This is a genomic window from Novosphingobium sp. (assembly GCF_020852455.1).
GTDB lineage: Bacteria > Pseudomonadota > Alphaproteobacteria > Sphingomonadales > Sphingomonadaceae > Novosphingobium.
Genome location: NZ_JADZAT010000024.1, coordinates 1 through 16,624 on the forward strand (window position 1 = coordinate 1; position 16,624 = coordinate 16,624).

Annotated in this window: 19 protein-coding genes; 4 read left to right on the forward strand and 15 right to left on the reverse strand. The window is 65.3% G+C overall.

The window, feature by feature from the left end; genetic code table 11:
* Nucleotides 1-246 precede the first annotated feature (246 nt).
* The 3 genes from IT549_RS10385 to IT549_RS10395 all read right to left on the reverse strand — a co-directional run bounded on the left by IT549_RS10385 (nucleotide 247) and on the right by IT549_RS10395 (nucleotide 4,020).
* Nucleotides 247-1,254: a nitronate monooxygenase gene (locus IT549_RS10385; protein ID WP_292972844.1), complete on the reverse strand. Its 1,008-nt coding sequence runs from the start codon at nucleotides 1,252-1,254 to the stop codon at nucleotides 247-249.
* Between the two features lie 142 nt (nucleotides 1,255-1,396).
* Complete coding sequence (locus tag IT549_RS10390) at nucleotides 1,397-2,686, reverse strand: cytochrome P450 (protein WP_292972846.1); 1,290 nt, start codon at nucleotides 2,684-2,686, stop codon at nucleotides 1,397-1,399.
* Nucleotides 2,687-2,766: 80 nt separating this feature from the next.
* Complete coding sequence (locus IT549_RS10395; protein ID WP_292973132.1) at nucleotides 2,767-4,020, reverse strand: aspartate kinase; 1,254 nt, start codon at nucleotides 4,018-4,020, stop codon at nucleotides 2,767-2,769.
* 81 nt (nucleotides 4,021-4,101) lie between these two features.
* Between IT549_RS10395 and ubiG the strand changes: the two genes are divergently transcribed.
* The gene (gene ubiG, locus IT549_RS10400) at nucleotides 4,102-4,851 is read left to right on the forward strand and encodes a bifunctional 2-polyprenyl-6-hydroxyphenol methylase/3-demethylubiquinol 3-O-methyltransferase UbiG (RefSeq protein WP_292972848.1); all 750 of its coding nucleotides are present in this window, start codon (nucleotides 4,102-4,104) and stop codon (nucleotides 4,849-4,851) included.
* On the opposite strand, the gene IT549_RS10405 is transcribed toward ubiG, so the two are convergent.
* From IT549_RS10405 to IT549_RS10425, 5 genes are read right to left on the reverse strand one after another with little or no spacing between them, the layout of a single operon-like run.
* Nucleotides 4,838-5,101, reverse strand: a complete 264-nt coding sequence (locus IT549_RS10405) for a hypothetical protein (protein ID WP_292972850.1) — start codon at nucleotides 5,099-5,101, stop codon at nucleotides 4,838-4,840. The genes ubiG and IT549_RS10405 overlap by 14 nt on opposite strands.
* Nucleotides 5,088-5,609, reverse strand: a complete 522-nt coding sequence (locus tag IT549_RS10410; RefSeq protein ID WP_292972852.1) for an ATP-binding protein — start codon at nucleotides 5,607-5,609, stop codon at nucleotides 5,088-5,090. Before IT549_RS10410 ends, IT549_RS10405 begins: the two co-directional genes overlap by 14 nt.
* The gene (pnuC, locus tag IT549_RS10415) at nucleotides 5,606-6,199 is read right to left on the reverse strand and encodes a nicotinamide riboside transporter PnuC (RefSeq protein WP_292972854.1); all 594 of its coding nucleotides are present in this window, start codon (nucleotides 6,197-6,199) and stop codon (nucleotides 5,606-5,608) included. The genes IT549_RS10410 and pnuC overlap by 4 nt, the downstream gene beginning before the upstream one ends.
* On the reverse strand, nucleotides 6,196-6,540 hold the full coding sequence (locus IT549_RS10420) for an arsenate reductase (RefSeq protein WP_292972856.1): 345 nt from the start codon (nucleotides 6,538-6,540) through the stop codon (nucleotides 6,196-6,198). Before IT549_RS10420 ends, pnuC begins: the two co-directional genes overlap by 4 nt.
* Entirely contained in the window at nucleotides 6,537-6,848 is a 312-nt protein-coding gene (locus IT549_RS10425; protein ID WP_292972858.1) for an antibiotic biosynthesis monooxygenase, read from the reverse strand. Before IT549_RS10425 ends, IT549_RS10420 begins: the two co-directional genes overlap by 4 nt.
* A 59-nt stretch (nucleotides 6,849-6,907) precedes the next feature.
* Here IT549_RS10425 and aroC point away from each other — a divergent pair, with 59 nt between their 5' ends.
* Together aroC and IT549_RS10435 are read left to right on the forward strand one after the other, a co-directional pair.
* A complete protein-coding gene (gene aroC / locus IT549_RS10430) occupies nucleotides 6,908-7,975 on the forward strand; it encodes a chorismate synthase (RefSeq protein WP_292972860.1) in 1,068 nt (355 codons plus the stop codon).
* Between the two features lie 17 nt (nucleotides 7,976-7,992).
* Nucleotides 7,993-8,289 carry a hypothetical protein gene (locus IT549_RS10435; protein WP_292972862.1) on the forward strand — a complete coding sequence of 99 codons (297 nt, stop codon included), beginning with the start codon at nucleotides 7,993-7,995 and terminating at the stop codon, nucleotides 8,287-8,289.
* On the opposite strand, the gene pheT is transcribed toward IT549_RS10435, so the two are convergent.
* The 6 genes from pheT to rpmI all read right to left on the reverse strand — a co-directional run bounded on the left by pheT (nucleotide 8,286) and on the right by rpmI (nucleotide 14,483).
* Complete coding sequence (pheT, locus tag IT549_RS10440) at nucleotides 8,286-10,676, reverse strand: phenylalanine--tRNA ligase subunit beta (RefSeq protein WP_292972864.1); 2,391 nt, start codon at nucleotides 10,674-10,676, stop codon at nucleotides 8,286-8,288. The genes IT549_RS10435 and pheT overlap by 4 nt on opposite strands.
* On the reverse strand, nucleotides 10,673-11,770 hold the full coding sequence (pheS, locus tag IT549_RS10445; protein WP_292972866.1) for a phenylalanine--tRNA ligase subunit alpha: 1,098 nt from the start codon (nucleotides 11,768-11,770) through the stop codon (nucleotides 10,673-10,675). The genes pheT and pheS overlap by 4 nt, the downstream gene beginning before the upstream one ends.
* Before the next feature lie 88 nt (nucleotides 11,771-11,858).
* The gene (locus IT549_RS10450; RefSeq protein ID WP_292972868.1) at nucleotides 11,859-12,731 is read right to left on the reverse strand and encodes a helix-turn-helix domain-containing protein; all 873 of its coding nucleotides are present in this window, start codon (nucleotides 12,729-12,731) and stop codon (nucleotides 11,859-11,861) included.
* A gap of 122 nt (nucleotides 12,732-12,853) precedes the next feature.
* A complete protein-coding gene (locus IT549_RS10455) occupies nucleotides 12,854-13,744 on the reverse strand; it encodes a helix-turn-helix domain-containing protein (protein WP_292972870.1) in 891 nt (296 codons plus the stop codon).
* Between the two features lie 162 nt (nucleotides 13,745-13,906).
* Nucleotides 13,907-14,266 (reverse strand): 50S ribosomal protein L20, encoded by a 360-nt coding sequence (rplT, locus tag IT549_RS10460; protein WP_292972872.1) that lies wholly within the window; start codon nucleotides 14,264-14,266, stop codon nucleotides 13,907-13,909.
* 13 nt (nucleotides 14,267-14,279) lie between these two features.
* Nucleotides 14,280-14,483 carry a 50S ribosomal protein L35 gene (gene rpmI, locus IT549_RS10465; RefSeq protein ID WP_067536462.1) on the reverse strand — a complete coding sequence of 68 codons (204 nt, stop codon included), beginning with the start codon at nucleotides 14,481-14,483 and terminating at the stop codon, nucleotides 14,280-14,282.
* A 183-nt stretch (nucleotides 14,484-14,666) separates the two neighbouring features.
* Between rpmI and IT549_RS10470 the strand changes: the two genes are divergently transcribed.
* Nucleotides 14,667-15,224 (forward strand): YqgE/AlgH family protein, encoded by a 558-nt coding sequence (locus IT549_RS10470; RefSeq protein ID WP_292972879.1) that lies wholly within the window; start codon nucleotides 14,667-14,669, stop codon nucleotides 15,222-15,224.
* Between the two features lie 22 nt (nucleotides 15,225-15,246).
* On the opposite strand, the gene IT549_RS10475 is transcribed toward IT549_RS10470, so the two are convergent.
* Entirely contained in the window at nucleotides 15,247-16,563 is a 1,317-nt protein-coding gene (locus IT549_RS10475) for a sugar MFS transporter (protein ID WP_292972881.1), read from the reverse strand.
* Nucleotides 16,564-16,624 lie beyond the last annotated feature (61 nt).

Here is a 16,624-nt window from a genome sequence, read left to right on the forward strand (position 1 = left end):
CAACGAAGCGATTCTCTTCGCCCACCCCGAAGGGGTCAAAAAGTGATGGTTATCAGCATATTAAGGAACAATTCGGGCGTCGAATCGAGGAAATGTCCGAAAATGGGACTTGTCAGATTTTTGTAACCATTTCAGAAGCTTACACAAAGCTTACAAAAACATTGGTTTGCGATTCATTCCTATCTGACCGATTCGCCTCGAGTCGCGGAACGCGAACAGGCCCGTGCGCGGCAGGCTCGCGTCCGGTTATCGCGCGGCGAAGGCGGCTTCGGATTGCGCAAGCAATTCGGCGATGATTTCCGCAACCGGTTGCTCGCTGGTCACCATGCCGACCGATTGGCCGGCCATCAGCGAGCCGTTTTCGACATCGCCTTCGATCACCGCGCGGCGCAGCGCACCGGCCCAGAACTTTTCGATCTCCAGCTGGGCCTCGTCCATCTCGACCTTGCCCTCGTCAAGCAGCTGGGCAACTTCGCGTTGGCGCTGGGTGAACAATTCGGTGCCCTTGTTCTTGAGCGCGCGGACCGGGATCACCGGCAGCCTCGGATCGACCTGAACCGATGCTTCGGCATCGCGGGCGTTGGCGCGGAAGAAGGCCTGCTTGAACGCAGGATGCGCGATCGATTCCGTGGCGCAGGCGAACCGCGTGCCCAGCTGCACGCCCGATGCCCCCATTTCCAGGTAAGCCGCGATCATATCGCCCCGGCCGATCCCCCCGGCCACGAAGACCACATGGTCTTCTGCCAGTTCGGGCAGGAATTCCTGCGCCAGAACCGAGGTTGCGACCGGACCGATATGGCCGCCCGCCTCGCTGCCTTCGATCACCAGTGCATCGGCGCCGCTGCGCAGCAACCGCTTGGCCAGCGCCAGCGTCGGCGCGAAGACCAGCACCTTGGCACCGAACTGCTTGATCGCCTCGACCGAGCCCTTGGGCGGAATCCCGCCAGCCAGCACCACGTGGCCAACCTGGTGCCGCGCGCAGACCGCGATCAGATCGGTCAGGTCCGGGTGCATGGTGATCAGGTTTACGCCGAACGGCTTCGACGTCAGCGCCTTCGTCGCGGCGATCTCGGCATCGAGCAGTTCCGCAGTCATCGCCCCGCAGGCGATCACCCCGAACCCGCCGGCATTGCTGATCGCGGCCACCAGGTTGCGTTCGCTGACCCAGCTCATCGCACCGCACAAGATCGCGTGCTCGCTGCCAAGGAATTCGATGCCGCGCTGCATCAGCGCGTGGGTCTTGCTTTTGGTCATGGAGGCCCTTGGGGATGAGACTGATATTGCGCGCCTATAGGCGGGGTGCACGGCGGATTCCAGACCTGCCGTAGCGTAATTTGTCGGCCCGTCGTCTTGAGCGCCGCAATCCGGTCGCGAGCAACGGCACCTGGCTGTTCGGCTAACGCCGCCGCGCCAGCACCTGCAGCCCGTTCAGTGAACGGGTTGCCGTGCGCAGCAGCAGGCGTGGCTGGTGACCGGTCGGCAGGAATTCGAACTGCGCCAGCAGCCGCGCCAGCACAACCGCGATCTCGGCCTGGGCGAACTGCGCGGCGATGCACATCCGGGGGCCGGTGCCGAACGGCATCCAGGCCGGGTTCAATCCCCGGTCCGGCAGGAACCGGTCGGGATCGAACCGATCGGGATCGTCCCACAGCCGCAGATGTCGGTGCATGGCATAGACCGCAACGATCACGGTCTGGCCGCGCCGCACCCGGTGTCCGCCAATCACCTGATCCACCGCCGCGCTGCGGGCCAGCAGCGGCGCAGGAGCATAGAGCCGCAACACCTCCTGCACCACGCGCCGGGTCAGCGGCAATTGATCGAGCGTGGGCAGTGGCCCGGCGGCCTGGGCTTCGCCGGCCAGGCGCGTTTGCCAATCGGGGCGCAGCGCCAGGGTGTTGAGCGCCCAGGACAGGCCGTGGACGGTGGTGTCCATCGCCGCCGGGATCAGCCCGCCGATGTTGTCGCGCGCGGGGCCGACCCCTTCAAGCAGGGCGATCATGTCCACGCGCCGCAGCCCATCGCCGCGTGCTTTGGCCAGTCGATCAGCCGCGGCGCGGACCCGCCGGGCCTGCGGATCGCGGTTCACGCCGTTCAGCCAGTCCAGCAGGCGCTCGGGCAAGGGCAGCAGGTCTGCTGGCCCAAAGTCGACAATACGCGCGATATAGCCCGGGACATCACGCGATACCGCTTCGGGATCGACCGCCCCGCGCGCATCGACCAGCACTGAAAAGACAATCCGCGAGACGATCCGCAAGGCCAGCGCGTTAAGCTCCACCGCCGCATCGGTGGGCAATTCAGCAGCCACCGCATTGCTTTCGCGGGCAAAGGCGGCCAGCTGCCCGGCCACCGCCTTGGGGCGGAAAAACGGTGCCGCCGCTTTGCGCTGGCGTTCCCATGCCGGACCTTCGGCACCGGCCAGCCCCTGCCCCCAGGCGCGGCGAAACAGCCGGCGGATAAATTTGTCGCGCGCAAACAGGTCGGCCCGGTCGTTGAGCACTTCGCGGGCCAGTTCGGGCGATGAAACGATCAGCGGTGCGCCTGGTCCGGGCAGCTGGACGCTGAACTGGTCAAGGATCTCAGCGGGGATGCAGCTGCCAACGTCGCCAACCCCGACGCGCAGCAACCGCCACAGGCTGGGCTGGTGCGGCAGGAAGCTGAAGGCAGGTAGCGGCAGTTCCCCGGGCATCGGCGGTTCCCCCGATTTTGCCGGGAGCTAGCTGGTTCGCGTCACGCTCGCCATTGCAAACAGGCAATGGCGCTTGCGCCTTACGCAGCCTCGCCCTCGGCATCCATGCCATAAGCGGTGTGCAGCACGCGCACCGCCAGTTCGGTCTCGTCCTCGTCGATCAGCACCGAGATCTTGATTTCCGAAGTCGAGATCGCCTGGATATTGATCCCGCGATCGGCCAGCGCGCGGAACATGGTGCTGGCGACACCGGCATGGCTGCGCATCCCCACGCCCACCACCGAAACCTTGGCCACCTTGCTGTCGGTGATGATCCGGTTGAAGCCGATCGCTTCCTTCTGCGCTTCAAGCAGGGTCTGCGCGCGCAGCAGGTCGGCGGCGGGGACGGTGAAGGTCACGTCGGTCTCGCCCTTGTCGCGCCCGACGTTCTGGATGATCATATCGACGTTGATGTTGGCTGCCGAAAGCGGGGCAAAGATCGTTGCCACCGCGCCGGGCCGGTCGGGCACGCGGGTCAGGATGATCTTGGCTTCGTTCTTGTCGGCAGCGATGCCGGTGATCAGCTGGCGTTCCATCTCGTGTCCTTCAAGTTCCTCGTCGCTGACGATCATGGTGCCGGGAATTTCATCGGCCGGGGTGGCATCATCGTCGATGAAGCTGGACAGCACCTGCACCCGCACGCCTTCCTTCATCGCCAGGCTGACCGAGCGGGTCTGCAATACCTTCGAGCCGACCGAGGCCAGCTCGAGCATTTCCTCGTACGTGACGTACTTCAGCTTGCGCGCCTTGGCGACGATCCGGGGATCGGTGGTATAGACCCCATCGACGTCGGTGTAGATATCACAGCGATCCGCGCCGATCGCCGCCGCCACCGCCACCGCCGAGGTATCCGATCCGCCGCGACCCAGCGTGGTCACCCGGCCGGCCGGCGAAAGCCCCTGGAAGCCCGGGATCACCGCGATCTCGCCCCCGGCCATGCTGGCCAGCAGCGCTGCGCTGTCGATATCCTCGATCCGGGCCTTGGCATGGGCATCGTCAGTGTGAACCGGCAATTGCCAGCCCAGCCACGATCGCGCCTGGCAGCCCAGCGCCTGCAAGGTCAGCGCCAGCAACCCCGAGGTCACCTGCTCGCCCGCGGCGACCACCACGTCGTATTCGGCCGGATCATAAAGCGGATTGGCTTCGCGGCAGAAGTTCACCAGCCGGTCGGTTTCGCCGGCCATGGCCGACACGACCACCGCCACTTCGTGCCCGGCTGCCTGCTGGCGGCGCACGATATTGGCGACGCGGCGAATCCGTTCCGATCCCGCCATCGAGGTGCCGCCGAATTTCATCACGATGCGGGCCAAGTGCTGCGCTCCGTTTGCTGTTACCGAACCCTCGCGTCCGGGCGGGCGTCCTGTTAGGGAGGGTGCATGGCTAATGCAACCAAGACTCGCACCGCCGGGGCGACCATCCGCGCCGAAGAAGCCGCGCATTTCGGCGCACTGGCGGCTGACTGGTGGGATCCCAAGGGTTCATCGGCGATGCTCCACCGGCTGAACCCGGTGCGTTTGGGGTTCGTCCGCGAAGCGATTGATGCCCATTTCGGCGCGGATTCGCGCGCTGTGCGCCCGCTGGCGGGCAAACGCGCGCTCGATGTGGGTTGCGGGGCCGGCCTGCTGTGCGAACCGCTCGCCCGGCTGGGCGCGGCGGTAACCGGAGTTGATGCGGCAGAAGAAAACATTGCCGTGGCCAGTGCTCATGCGGCAGGCGCGGGGCTGGATATCGCCTATCACTGCGGCGATGTCGCCGCGCTGGGTCTCACAGGATTCGATCTGGTCACCTCGCTCGAAGTGATCGAGCATGTTGCCGACAAGGGCGCATTCATCGCCGCTCTGAAGGCCGCGCTGCCCCCGGGCGGATTGATGATCCTGTCCACCCCCAATCGCACCGCCAGGTCCAGATTGCTGATGGTCGAAGCGGCCGAGCGGCTGGGAATGGTTCCGCGCGGCACGCACCACTGGGACGATTTCGTCACGCCTGAAGAGCTGCGCGACTTGCTGGCCGGGGCCGGTCTGGAAATGGGTGAGCCGCGCGGCATTGCCTGGTCACCACTGCAAGGGCTGCACCTGTCGGGCGATCTGTCGCTCAACTACATCGTAACCGCTGTTATTTCGGCGTGATGATATAGAGCATCCAGGCCAGGCCCGTCGCGATGGCAAACATCACCCACGACCAGTAGAACCGGTGGTCCTGCACATAATAAGGCTGGATATTGAGCCAGCCGCCTTTGCTGTGTCCTGCGCCAAGCACAGCACAGACCACGAATGTCAGGATCGAACCGGGCACCAGCGCCTTGATGAAATCCATCCCCGCCTCCTGCTGAACCCGCTCAGGAAATGCCGAAAAGCGCCGCGGGTCAAGCCCCGGCATTATGCGTAAGTTCGGCAATCACCGCGCGTACCTGTTGTTCACGTTCGCACCAGCTGCCGGTAATCCGTCGCCAGGGGACCCCGGCCCTGACCAGCATGTCTTCCGCCAACGCGGCAAACCGGGCGCGCAAGGGGCTCTTGCCGAAGAACCGGGTGCCATCATCAACCCACGGCACATCGGCCGAAAACAGCAGGTAGAGATCGGCCTTGGGATAGCCCATCAGCGCTGCGGGCACTTCGCCGAACAGCATTTCGGCCCAGGCCGCGGTCATCAGCTGATCGGTATCGAGCAGCAGCAGCCGGGGCTGCCCGGCCAGTGCCGCCCTGACCGCCATGTCCTGCCCCTCGGCGATTGCCAGCAGGTCGGCCATCGCCAGGTCGGTACCGCGCTCCTCGCAATAGGTCCGGCCATATTCGGGCACCCAGGTCGCGCCCAGTTCACGGCTGAGCTTGTCGGCCATCACCGATTTGCCGGTGCTTTCCGCCCCGTGGAAGCAGATCCGGATCACGCAGCCAGTCGCTCGCGCCGTTCGGCCTCGATCCATTCACGCAGGCCCAGAAGGCTCAACACCAGGAACCCGCCATAAAGCCCGGCGGTCGGCTCAAGATCGCGGTAGATATAGAGGCCGATCGAAACCAGATCGATCGCGATCCACAGCACCCAGTTCTCGATCCGGCGGAAGGCCAGCAGGATCTGCGCCCCGACCGAGAAGACCGCGATCGGCGTATCGACATAGGGCGCCGAGGCGGTGGTGTACTTGGCCATGACCCAGCTGAGGTTGATGCTGATCGCCGCCATAACCAGCAGCCAGACCCAGCGGCTGCGCCAGTCGAGCCAGCGCACGCGGACCTGATTGTCATCGCCCCCGACCTTGAGCCACAGCCACCAGCCCCAACCCTGCGCGGCGAAGAAAAACACCTGCAGCACGGATTCGGCGTAGAGTCGGCGTTCCCAGAACACGAAGAAATACAGCGCCACCATCACCAGCCCGAACAGGTAGTTCCAGTGGCTGCGGAAGATCAGCAGCGCGATGTTGGCAACGCCGAAACCGGCCGCCACCCATTCCAGGTTCGCGAGCAGATCAGGGTCGAGGTTCATCCCAGCACGGTCCATTCATCGGGCTTGAAACCCACCAGTAGTCCGCCGGGATGCTCGACGATCGGCCGCTTGATGCAGCTGGGATTGGCCGCCATCAGCGCGACGGCCTTCGCTTGATCCAGATCGGCCCGGTCGGCATCGAGCAGCTTCCTGAAGGTGGTCCCGGCGCGGTTGAGCACCTTTTCCCAGCCCGCCGCCTGGCACCACTGCGCCAGCCGGACCGGATCGGCCCCGGCCTTCTTGTAGTCGTGGAACGCATAGGCAATGCCCTGCGCATCAAGCCAGGCGCGGGCTTTCTTGACCGTGTCGCAATTGGGAATGCCGTAAAGGGTGATGGTCACGCGTCGGGGCTTTCGAAACGATGGGTGCGCGGGTTGTCGCAGGTGTAGAGTGTGTAGCTGGCGTAATATTCGGCGCGGCCCTTGGCCTGGACCACGGCGTGATCGGGTTGGCTGCCCCAGGCCCGTGCGGCCTCGGCATCGGCCCATTCGCTGAGCGCGATCACCTCGCCATCATCGGCGGTATAGCTCTTGAACGAGAGGAACCCGGGCTGGGCGCGGGCCATCTCCTCCATGCGGTTCGCATCGGCCGAATAGGCACCAGCGTCCAGATCGGCGCGCTTGCGGTTGCGGAAGACGACGAGGAACATGGTGCAGGCTTAGCGGGGCAAAGCTTGCGCCCGCAACCGTTTTTGGCCAAAGCCACGCCATGTCCGTCAACACATTCGGCCGTCTGCTGCGTTTCACCACCTGGGGCGAAAGCCACGGGCCGGCGCTGGGCGCCGTTGTCGATGGCTGCCCGCCGGGGCTGGAACTGGATGAAGGCAAGATCCAGCCATACCTCGATGCGCGGCGCCCCGGGCAGTCCAAATACACCACCCAGCGGCAGGAACCGGATGCGGTCAAGGTCCTTTCAGGGGTGTTCGAAGGCCGCACCACCGGCACCCCGATCAGCCTGATGATCGAGAATGTCGATCAGCGCTCGAAAGACTATTCGGAGGTGGCCAAGGCCTATCGCCCCGGCCATGCCGACTATGCCTATGACGCCAAGTACGGTTTTCGCGACTATCGCGGCGGCGGGCGCAGTTCGGCGCGCGAGACGGCAGCGCGGGTTGCGGCGGGCGCGGTGGCGCGGCTGGTGATCCCGGAAGTGGTGGTGCTGGCCTGGGTCAGCGAGATCGGCGGCGATGCAATCGAGCCGGCCAATTTCGACGCCAACGAAATCGGCAACAACCCGTTCTTCTGCCCCGATCCGGTTGCGGCACAGCGCTGGGAAAAGATCGTTGACGAAGCGCGGCTGGCGGGCAGCTCGGTCGGCGCGGTGGTCGAATGCGTGGCGCAGGGCGTGCCCGCCGGTTGGGGCGCGCCGCTCTATGGCAAGCTTGATGCCGATCTCGCGGCAGCGATGATGGGGATCAACGCGGTCAAGGGCGTGGAGATCGGCGATGGCTTTGCCGCCGCCCGGCTGACCGGCGAACAGAACGCCGATCCGATGCGGCCCGGACCGGGCGCTCCGCTGTTCACCGCCAACCACGCCGGCGGGATCGCGGGCGGGATCAGCACCGGCCAGCCGGTCAAGGTGCGGGTTGCCTTCAAGCCGACCAGCTCGATCCTGACCCCGGTGGAAACGATCGACCGTGAGGGCCAGGCCGCCGAAATCCGCACCAAGGGCCGGCACGATCCATGCGTCGGCATTCGCGGGGTGCCGGTGGTCGAAGCGATGATGGCGCTGGTCCTGGCCGACCACAAGCTGCTCCACCGCGGGCAGTGCGGCTGAAATGAGGGGCGGCTGAGATGGGCATCTACGGCGTCCTGATCCTGGGCTTCATCGGCGCGCTGTGGTTCTACAACTATCAGCGCCAGAAGCGGCTCGACGCCGATCCGGGGCAGCACCATCTCTCCTCGCTGCTGGTTGCCGCCGCACTGGGCCGCGACGGGGTCAACACCGCGCAGGTGCGTGACCAGCTGGCCCGGATATCAAGCGGCGGGGCCGATCGCCGGGTGCGGCTGACCCACGCGGTGATGCTGATCCGCAGCGAAGCCGCGCCAGACCTTTACGCCAAGGTGCTGGACCTCTCGCGCAAGGTTTAGCCGCGCAGCACTGCGCCCAGCTTGGCCGCCGCCGCGGTTACCCGTTCGGCGATCGCCTTAAGCTCGGCCTCGTCATAGCTCTTGTCGCCCGGTTGCAGCGTCACTTCGATGGCCAGGCTCTTCTGGCCTTCGGGCACGCCTTGGCCGCGGAAATCGTCGAACAGGCGCGCGGCCACCACATTGGCCTTGTCGCAGCCACGGATCGCGCGGACCAGATCGCCGGCGGGCAGCGCCCCATCCACCAGGAAGGCGAAATCGCGCCGCACCGCCTGCAGCGCCGGCGGGGCATAGTGCGGGCGGGCAAAGTCTGCTGCCTTGCGCGAAGGGATCGCATCGAGGAACAGCTCAACCGCGGCTACGGCCACGTCGATGTCGAACTGCTTCAGCAGTGCGGGATGCAGCATGCCGAACCGCGCCAGCACGGTCTTGGGACCCAGCCGCAGCGTGCCCGACTGCCCCGGGTGGAACTGCGGCCCCGCCTCGCCCATCACCTGCAGGTTATCGACCGGCGCGCCGGCCTCGGCCAGCAGTGCCATGGCCTCACCCTTGGCATCAAAGGCATCGAACATTGCAGCCTTGCCGCTGGCCCAGCCGCGCGCGGTCTTTTCGCCCGCCAGCACCAGGCCCAGCGTCAGCCGCTCATCGCTGGCCCCGGCAGCGCCACGCAGGTAGCGCCGGCCCAGTTCGAACAAGCGCAGGCCCGCCGCGCCGCGATCGAGATTGCGCCGCACCGCCGCCAGCAGCCCCGGCAGCAGCGAGGGACGCATGGCTTTCATGTCCTCGCTGATCGGGTTCTGCAGCACCCACAGCCCGCCATTTCCATCGGCGAACAGGTCGGCCTCGGGTTCGGGCAGGAAGCTCCAGGTCACGGCTTCATTGTTGCCGCGCGCGGCCGCAGCCCGGCGCAGCTTGCGCTCCAGCTTCTGGGCCGCAGTGGCAGTCGGCCGGGCCACCCCGTCGAGCCGCGGCAGCGGCGCGCTGACAATGTTGTCGAGCCCGTGGATCCGCACCACTTCCTCGACCAGATCGGGCGCGCCATCCACATCGGGGCGCCAGCTGGGGACGGTCACGTTCCAGGCGGCATCGCTGGCGAAACCAAGCGCCGAAAGCGTGGCGCGCTGCTGGGCTTCGGGGATCGCCACGCCGCCCAGGCGCTCAGCCATGGCGGGATCGTATTTGATGAGCTTCGGTGCAACCGGCGGCTGCCCGGCAAACACCGGTTCGCTCGGCTCGCCGCCGCAGATCCCGACGATCAGGTCGGTCAGCAAGGCCAACCCCATATCGAGGAAGGCCGGATCGACCCCGCGCTCAAACCGCTGGCGCGCGTCCGAGGTGAGGTTGAGCGCGCGGCCAGTATCGCCGATCCGCACCGGATCGAAATAGGCGACTTCCAGCAGCACGTCGGTGGTTTCGTCCGAGCAGCCCGAATGCTCACCGCCCATGATCCCGGCGATATCGTGGACGCCGTTATCGTCGGCAATCACGGTCATCGCGCTGGTCAGCGTGTATTCCTTGCCGTTGAGCGCCAGGCAGCTTTCGCCATCCTGCGCGCGGCGGGCAAAGATCGCACCTGACAGCTTGGCGAGGTCATAGGCATGCGCCGGGCGGCCATAGGCCAGCATGACATAGTTGGTGATGTCAACCAGCGCCGAAATCGGGCGCTGGCCCGCGCTCTTCAACCGGTCTTGCAGCCACTTGGGGCTGGGGCCGTTCTTCACCCCCCGGATGACGCGGCCATAGAAGGCCGGGCAGCCTTCCGCATCGTCGGTACGGATCGGCAGCGGGCAGGCGAAGCTGCCCGGCACCGCCTGCGCAGCGATCGGGTGCAAAGTGCCCAGCCCGGCGGCGGCCAGATCGCGGGCAATGCCATAGACGCCCATGCAATCGGGCCGATTGGGAGTGATCGCAACGTCGATCACCGGATCGGCACCGTGATAGGCAGCGAAATCGGTTCCGACCGGAGCATCGCCGGGCAGTTCGATGATCCCGTCGTGATCATCGCCCAGATCGAGTTCGGCAACCGAACACATCATGCCGTTCGATTCGACCCCGCGGATCGCGCTCTTCTTGAGCTCGAACCCACCGTTCGGCACGATCGCGCCCGCCAGGCCCAGCACGCCCACCATGCCCGCGCGGGCATTGGGCGCGCCGCAGACCACCTGCAGCGGCTCCCCGGCACCCACATCGACGCTCAGCACCTGCAGCTTGTCGGCATTGGGGTGACGTTGGGCGGTGAGCACCTTGGCGACCTTGAAACCGGCAAGCTTGTCGGCCGGGTTCTCGATCCCTTCAACTTCAAGCCCGACGGCGTTGAGCTTGGCAGAAATTTCCTCGACCGAAGCTTCGGTATCGAGGTGGTCCTTGAGCCAGGTCAGCGAGAACTTCATGGCCGCACTCCCACACCGGCGGAAAGTGTCGGCACGTCGAGCGGCGAAAAGCCGTAGTGCTGCAACCAGCGCACATCGCCATCGAAGAAGGCGCGCAGGTCGTCCATTCCGTATTTGAGCATGGCGAGCCGGTCGACGCCGACACCAAAGGCGAAGCCCTGCCACTGATCGGGATCGAGCCCGCCGGCTTCGATCACCTTGCGATTGACCATGCCAGAGCCGAGCAGTTCCATCCAGCCATGCCCCGGCGCATCACCGCTGCCGCCCAGCACGCGCTTGCCGTTGACGATAGCGAAGCCGACATCGACCTCCACCGACGGTTCGGTGAAGGGGAAGTAGCTGGGGCGCAGGCGCAGCACGATATCCTCACGCTCGAAGAAGGCTTTGAGGAAGGTCTCGAGCGTCCACTTGAGGTGGCCCAGCGTGATCCCCTTGTCGATCACCAGCCCTTCGACCTGGTGGAACATCGGGGTGTGGGTGGCATCGCTGTCAGAGCGATAGACCCGCCCCGGGGCAATGATCCGGATCGGCGCGCCCTGCTGCAGCATAGCGCGGATCTGCACCGGGCTGGTATGGGTGCGCAGCAGCATCGCACGGCCTTCGGCGTCTTTGTCGGGGAAATAGAAGGTATCGTGCATCGCCCGCGCCGGATGGCTTTCGGGAATGTTGAGCGCGGTGAAATTGTGCCAGTCGTCCTCGATCTCGGGACCGGTGGCGACGGCGAAGCCCAGATCGGCGAAGATTTCGGCCAGTTCGTCCATCACCTGGCTGACCGGGTGGATCGTGCCGCGCGGCATATCGGGTGCGGGCAGCGACAGGTCGATCGTCTCGCGCGCCAGCTGGGCATCGAGCGCCGCGCCTTCCAGCGCTTCCTTGCGCGCGGCCAGCGCATCGCTGACCGCTTCGCGCAGCGCGTGGATCTGCGGCCCCGTCGATTGGCGTTCTTCGGGCGACATGCCGCCCAGCGTCTTCAGCAGGCCCGAGATCGAACCCTGCTTGCCCAGAAACTCGACCCGCAGCTTCTCCAGCGCGTCGAGATCCTGCGCCTGCGCGATACGCGCCAGCGCCTCTTCACGGGATGCGGCATAGTCCACTGTAGCAAGTCCATCCGGGCAGTTGAATTGAACTGGCGCCTTTAGCCAGCACGGCCCGCGATGCCAAATGGCAAATTGCGCGGCCGCTTCAGGCGGCGGGATCACCCACGCCGCTTGGCCGGTCAAGCGTCTGGACCGCGGCCCCGGCTACGCGGTTGCGTTCCTGAGTGAAGCGTTCCAGCACCGGGTGCGGCTGGCTGGAATATTCACGCGGGCTCAGCCCCATGAATTCGCGGAAATCGCGCACGAACTGGGCCTGATCGTGATAGTGGCTGTCCATCGCCCCGATCCACTTCAGCGAAGGATCGACCATAAACTGGGCCAAGCTGCGCATGAAGCGCTGGCGGCGCAGCAGCAGCTTGGGCGAAAAGCCGAAATGCTTGTGGCTGATCCGCTCAACCGTTCGCTGGCTGGCGGCAACCCGATCGACCAGCTCCTGCACGGTGGCCAGCTGCGGATCGACCAGTGCGGTGTGGATCGCCAGGATCCGCTTCTCATCCACCGGCTCGCGCGATTTGAATTCGCGGAAGAAGGCGATGATCCGGGCCAGTTCCAGCTGCTCGTCGCCATCCGGGTCAAACAGGTTGGTGGCCAGTGGACGGAACGGCTCGCACTCCGGGTGGGTGAACCCGTTGCAAATCTGGTTGGCAAATTCGGCGGCGGGAAGCTGGATGAACTTGGCCCAGCCCAGCGGCAGGAATCCGATTCCCCACATCCGGGTCCTGGGCATGCTGAAATGGATCGGATGCGAGCTGGGCCCCTGGGTTACAAAGAGTGCCCCCTCGAGCCGCTGGCCGCCATCGGTCCAGGAATCTGGTCCAACGGGCGTGAAGAAACGCATTCCACCCCATTCGGGATGCAGGCTGTCACGCAATGTCCCGTTGCTGCCCGGATCGATCTCGGCCGAATAGAACGTGGTAAAATACCGGCGCAGGTCCTCTGGCGGCGGATGAAACCGCAAATCTATGCGATAATCTGGCGACACCAAAGGTTCCTTGCTGCGATCGTGTTATTGGTTTCGATCGTGATGTTGATAATTTTTCGCATGAAGCCGGCGGACTGACAAGCCCGCAGGCGGTTAATTTACGGGCGGTGCAGTGCTTGGACCGCTGCCCCGGCTGAAGCTGTGCGGGCCTGCGCGGCGGCGCGCAGCACCGGATGTTCCGCAGCGGCATAGCGGCTCGGGCTCATCACCATGAAGCGCTTGAAGTCGCGGACGAAGTGCGCCTGGTCAACATAGTGGAAATCCAGCGTGTTGATCCATTTGAGCGAAGGGTCGAGCATGAATTGCGCCAGGCTGCGCAGGAAGCGTTGCCGGCGCAGCAACAGCTTGGGCGAAAACCCGAAAGCCTTGAGGCACAGCCGTTCAAGCGAGCGGGCCGATATGCCCAGCTGCGCGGCAAGTTCGCTGACCGCAGCCATGTCATCATCGATCAGCGCAGCATGCGCTGCCCGGATACGCGCCTCATCCTCACCCGCTGGGCGCGCCGCGAGCAGTGCGGACAGGTAAGCATCGATCCGTCCGACCTCGGCCACCGGATCGCGTTCGGCACCAAACACCGCTTCGGCGATCCCGGCGAAATGGGCGCTGGCAGCTTCATCATGCGGGCTGACCACCCGATCGACATACTCGTGGGCCGACTTGCCCATCAGCCGGGCCCAGCCGAGCGGCAGGATCCCCACCCCCCAGATCCGCGCGGTCCCGTCGATCCGGAAATGCGCGGCCAGGCTGGTGGGGCCGGTCAGGATCACGTTGGGCAAGGCTTCCAGCGGGCCATCGCCCAGCGCCGAGCTGTAGCGGGCATTGCTGGTGAAGCGCAGGTTGGCCCATTCCGGATGGAGCCAGTCCTCGACCACGCCGCCTGCCTCGAGGTTCACCTCGGTCAGGTAATAGGTGGATATGTATGGTGCCAGCTCTGGCGAGGGGCGATAGAAATGCACCGCCACCGCCCTTTCGAGCACAGTCTTCAACATCGCGCGAAACCCCTAACGAAGTCCAGCGACCGAAAATGTCTCGCTCGCGGCGCAAGAATGCCACGGCTTGCACCTTCAGGGCAAGCCAAAAGGCGTCAGGAATCGGAAAGGGCGCAGCCGGAGGTCCGGCCACGCCCTTTCGAATGTGCGATCGATCGCAGCTTAGGCCGGCAGCGCGGCCTTGGCCTGGGCGATCACGGCAGCGAAGACGCCGCCTTCGTTCATCGCCAGATCGGCCATCGCCTTGCGGTCAAGCTCGATACCCGCCAGCTTGGCTCCGTGGATGAACTGCGAATAGCTGAGGCCTTCGGCGCGGACCGCAGCGTTGATGCGCTGGATCCACAGGGCGCGGAAGGTCCGCTTCTTAACCTTGCGGTCGCGGTACGCATACTGGCCGGCCTTTTCGACGGCCTGGCGCGCAACGCGGATGGTGTTCTTGCGGCGACCACGATAGCCCTTGGCCTGATCGAGAATCCGCTTGTGCTTGGCGCGGGTGGTAACACCCCGTTTGATACGGCTCATTGGTCAGTACTCCTCAGTTGAGCCCGTAGGGCGCCCACTTCTTGATCGTCTTCGCATCGGCGTCTGAAATGACGTCGGTGCCGCGATTCTGGCGGATGTACTTGCCGTTATGGCTGATGAGCCGGTGGCGCTTGCCGGCAACGCCGTGCTTCACCTTGCCGGTGGCGGTGAGCTTGAAGCGCTTCTTGACGCCGCTCTTGGTCTTGAGCTTGGGCATTTTCGTCTCCTTCTAGAGACACGAAAGATCAGCCGTGGCAGCCCTTGATGGCCAGGCCGATCCCAGAATCATTCACGAAGAATGACTCATCCGTGTCGGTGAAGCGCGCGCCCCTAATGGGGAATCGGCGCAAAAGCAAGCCCGCGCTTTCCTTCCAGCGATGTCAGGGCTAGTCCGGGAGGCATGGAAAGCACCTACCTTGCCGGAAAGCTGCTGCTGGCCATGCCCGGGATGGGCGACCCGCGGTTCGATCACGCGGTGATCGCGATGCTCAGCCACGACGGCGAAGGTGCGCTGGGCGTGGGGATCGGTGCGGTTAGGCAGGGCCTTGGCCTGCACCGGCTGCTGGAAGACCTGGACATCGATCCCGGCACCGCGCCCGATTGCCCGGTCCACTATGGCGGGCCGGTCGAACCGCAGCGCGGGTTCGTGCTGCATACCCCCGATTGGGAAGGCCCCGGCACGCTCCACGCCGTGCCGCTCTGCTCGCTCTCGACCTCGCTTGAGGTGCTCCGCGCGATTGCTGCGGGCGAAGGGCCCAGCCGCTGGCTGGTTGCGCTGGGCTATGCCGGCTGGGGCGCGGGGCAGCTCGATGGCGAGATGCGCCGCCACGGCTGGCAAGCGCTCGACAGCAATGCCCGGTTGCTGTGGGATACCCCGGCCGACCAGCGCTGGAAGGCCTGTTGGCGCCAGGTCGGGATCGACCCGGCGCTGCTGTCCAGCCAGACCGGGCGGGCCTGAGCCCGCCCGGTCCCGGCAAGGATCAGTCGTAGACCGGCCCGGCGCTGCCCGCGCTGCCGCCGCTGGGGTTCTTCACGGTCCACAGGCCGAACATCGCGATGATCGCATAGCAGACCACCGGCACGATCAGGGCCGCACGCAGCGAACTTGCGTCGGCAGTCAGGCCGTAGAGGTAAGGCACAAATGCCCCGCCGACGATGGCAGTGCACAGGATGCCCGAACCTTGCGGTGTCTGTTCGCCCAGCCCTTCGGTGCCCAGGCTGAAGATAGTCGGGAACATCAGCGAATTGCAGAAGCCCACCAGGATCAGCGCCCAGCCCGAGACCGCGCCGCTGCTGACCGCCGAAAGCGCGATCAGCCCGATCGCCGCCGCGGCAAAGGTGGCCAGCACCCGGCCCGGCTTGGCCATGCGCAGGATGAACCCGCCCAGCAGCCGCCCGGCCAGCGCCCCCAACCAGTAAAGCGCAACCAGCTTGCCGGCTGCTTCCAGCCCCAGCCCCATCACGCTGTCCTGGCCCAGGTAGGCCATCAGGTTAGATCCGATCGCCACTTCGGCACCGACATAGGTAAAAATGCAAAGCGCACCCAGTTGGACCCGGCGATTGTGCAGGAACAGCCCAAGCGTACCTTCCAGCTTGACGTCATCGGCCTTGGCCTGATCGATCGCCGAACGGAACACCCAAAACAGCGCGGCAATGGCCAGCATCAGAATGCCCAGCCAGGTATAGGCCTGGCCAATCGCCGCGCCTTCGGCCACGCGGTAGGCTTGCAACTGCGCTTCGGTCGCGGTTTCAGCGTCGATCGGTTTTGAATCGCCCAGCAGGAACGACGCCCCGCCATAGACCATCAGGAACACCCCGATCGAGTTGAACGATTGCGCGAAGGTCAGCCGGCTGTGCGAGGTTTCGACCGGCCCCAGCGTGGTGATGATCGGGTTCATCGCCACCTGCAGCACCGTGATTCCCGCGCCGATGAAGAACAGCGCAGCCAGGAACCCGCCATAGCTGGCCGAAGCCGAAGCCGGAATGAACAGGAACGCCGCTGCAGCGACCATAACGAAACCCAGCACGAAAGTGCGGATATAGCCCAGTTTGCTCATCACGATCCCGGCCGGGATCGAGCACAGCGCATAGGCGATGAAGAAGGCCATCTGCACCAGGTTGGCCTGAGCATGGCTGAGGTGGAACATCGGCTTGAATTTGCCGACCAGCAGGTCGTTGATGTTGGTCACCCCGCCCAGCAGGAAGAACACCGCGAAAGCCAGCGCCAGGACGATCCCGGTCTTGCCTCCGCTCGAACCCCCGCCGGCCGCGCTCGACCCGGTAATTGGCGCTGCCATAGCATTCTCTCCCATTGTTGCCGGCAATCCCCCACAGGCGGCCGGAAGTGCATGTCTTGGC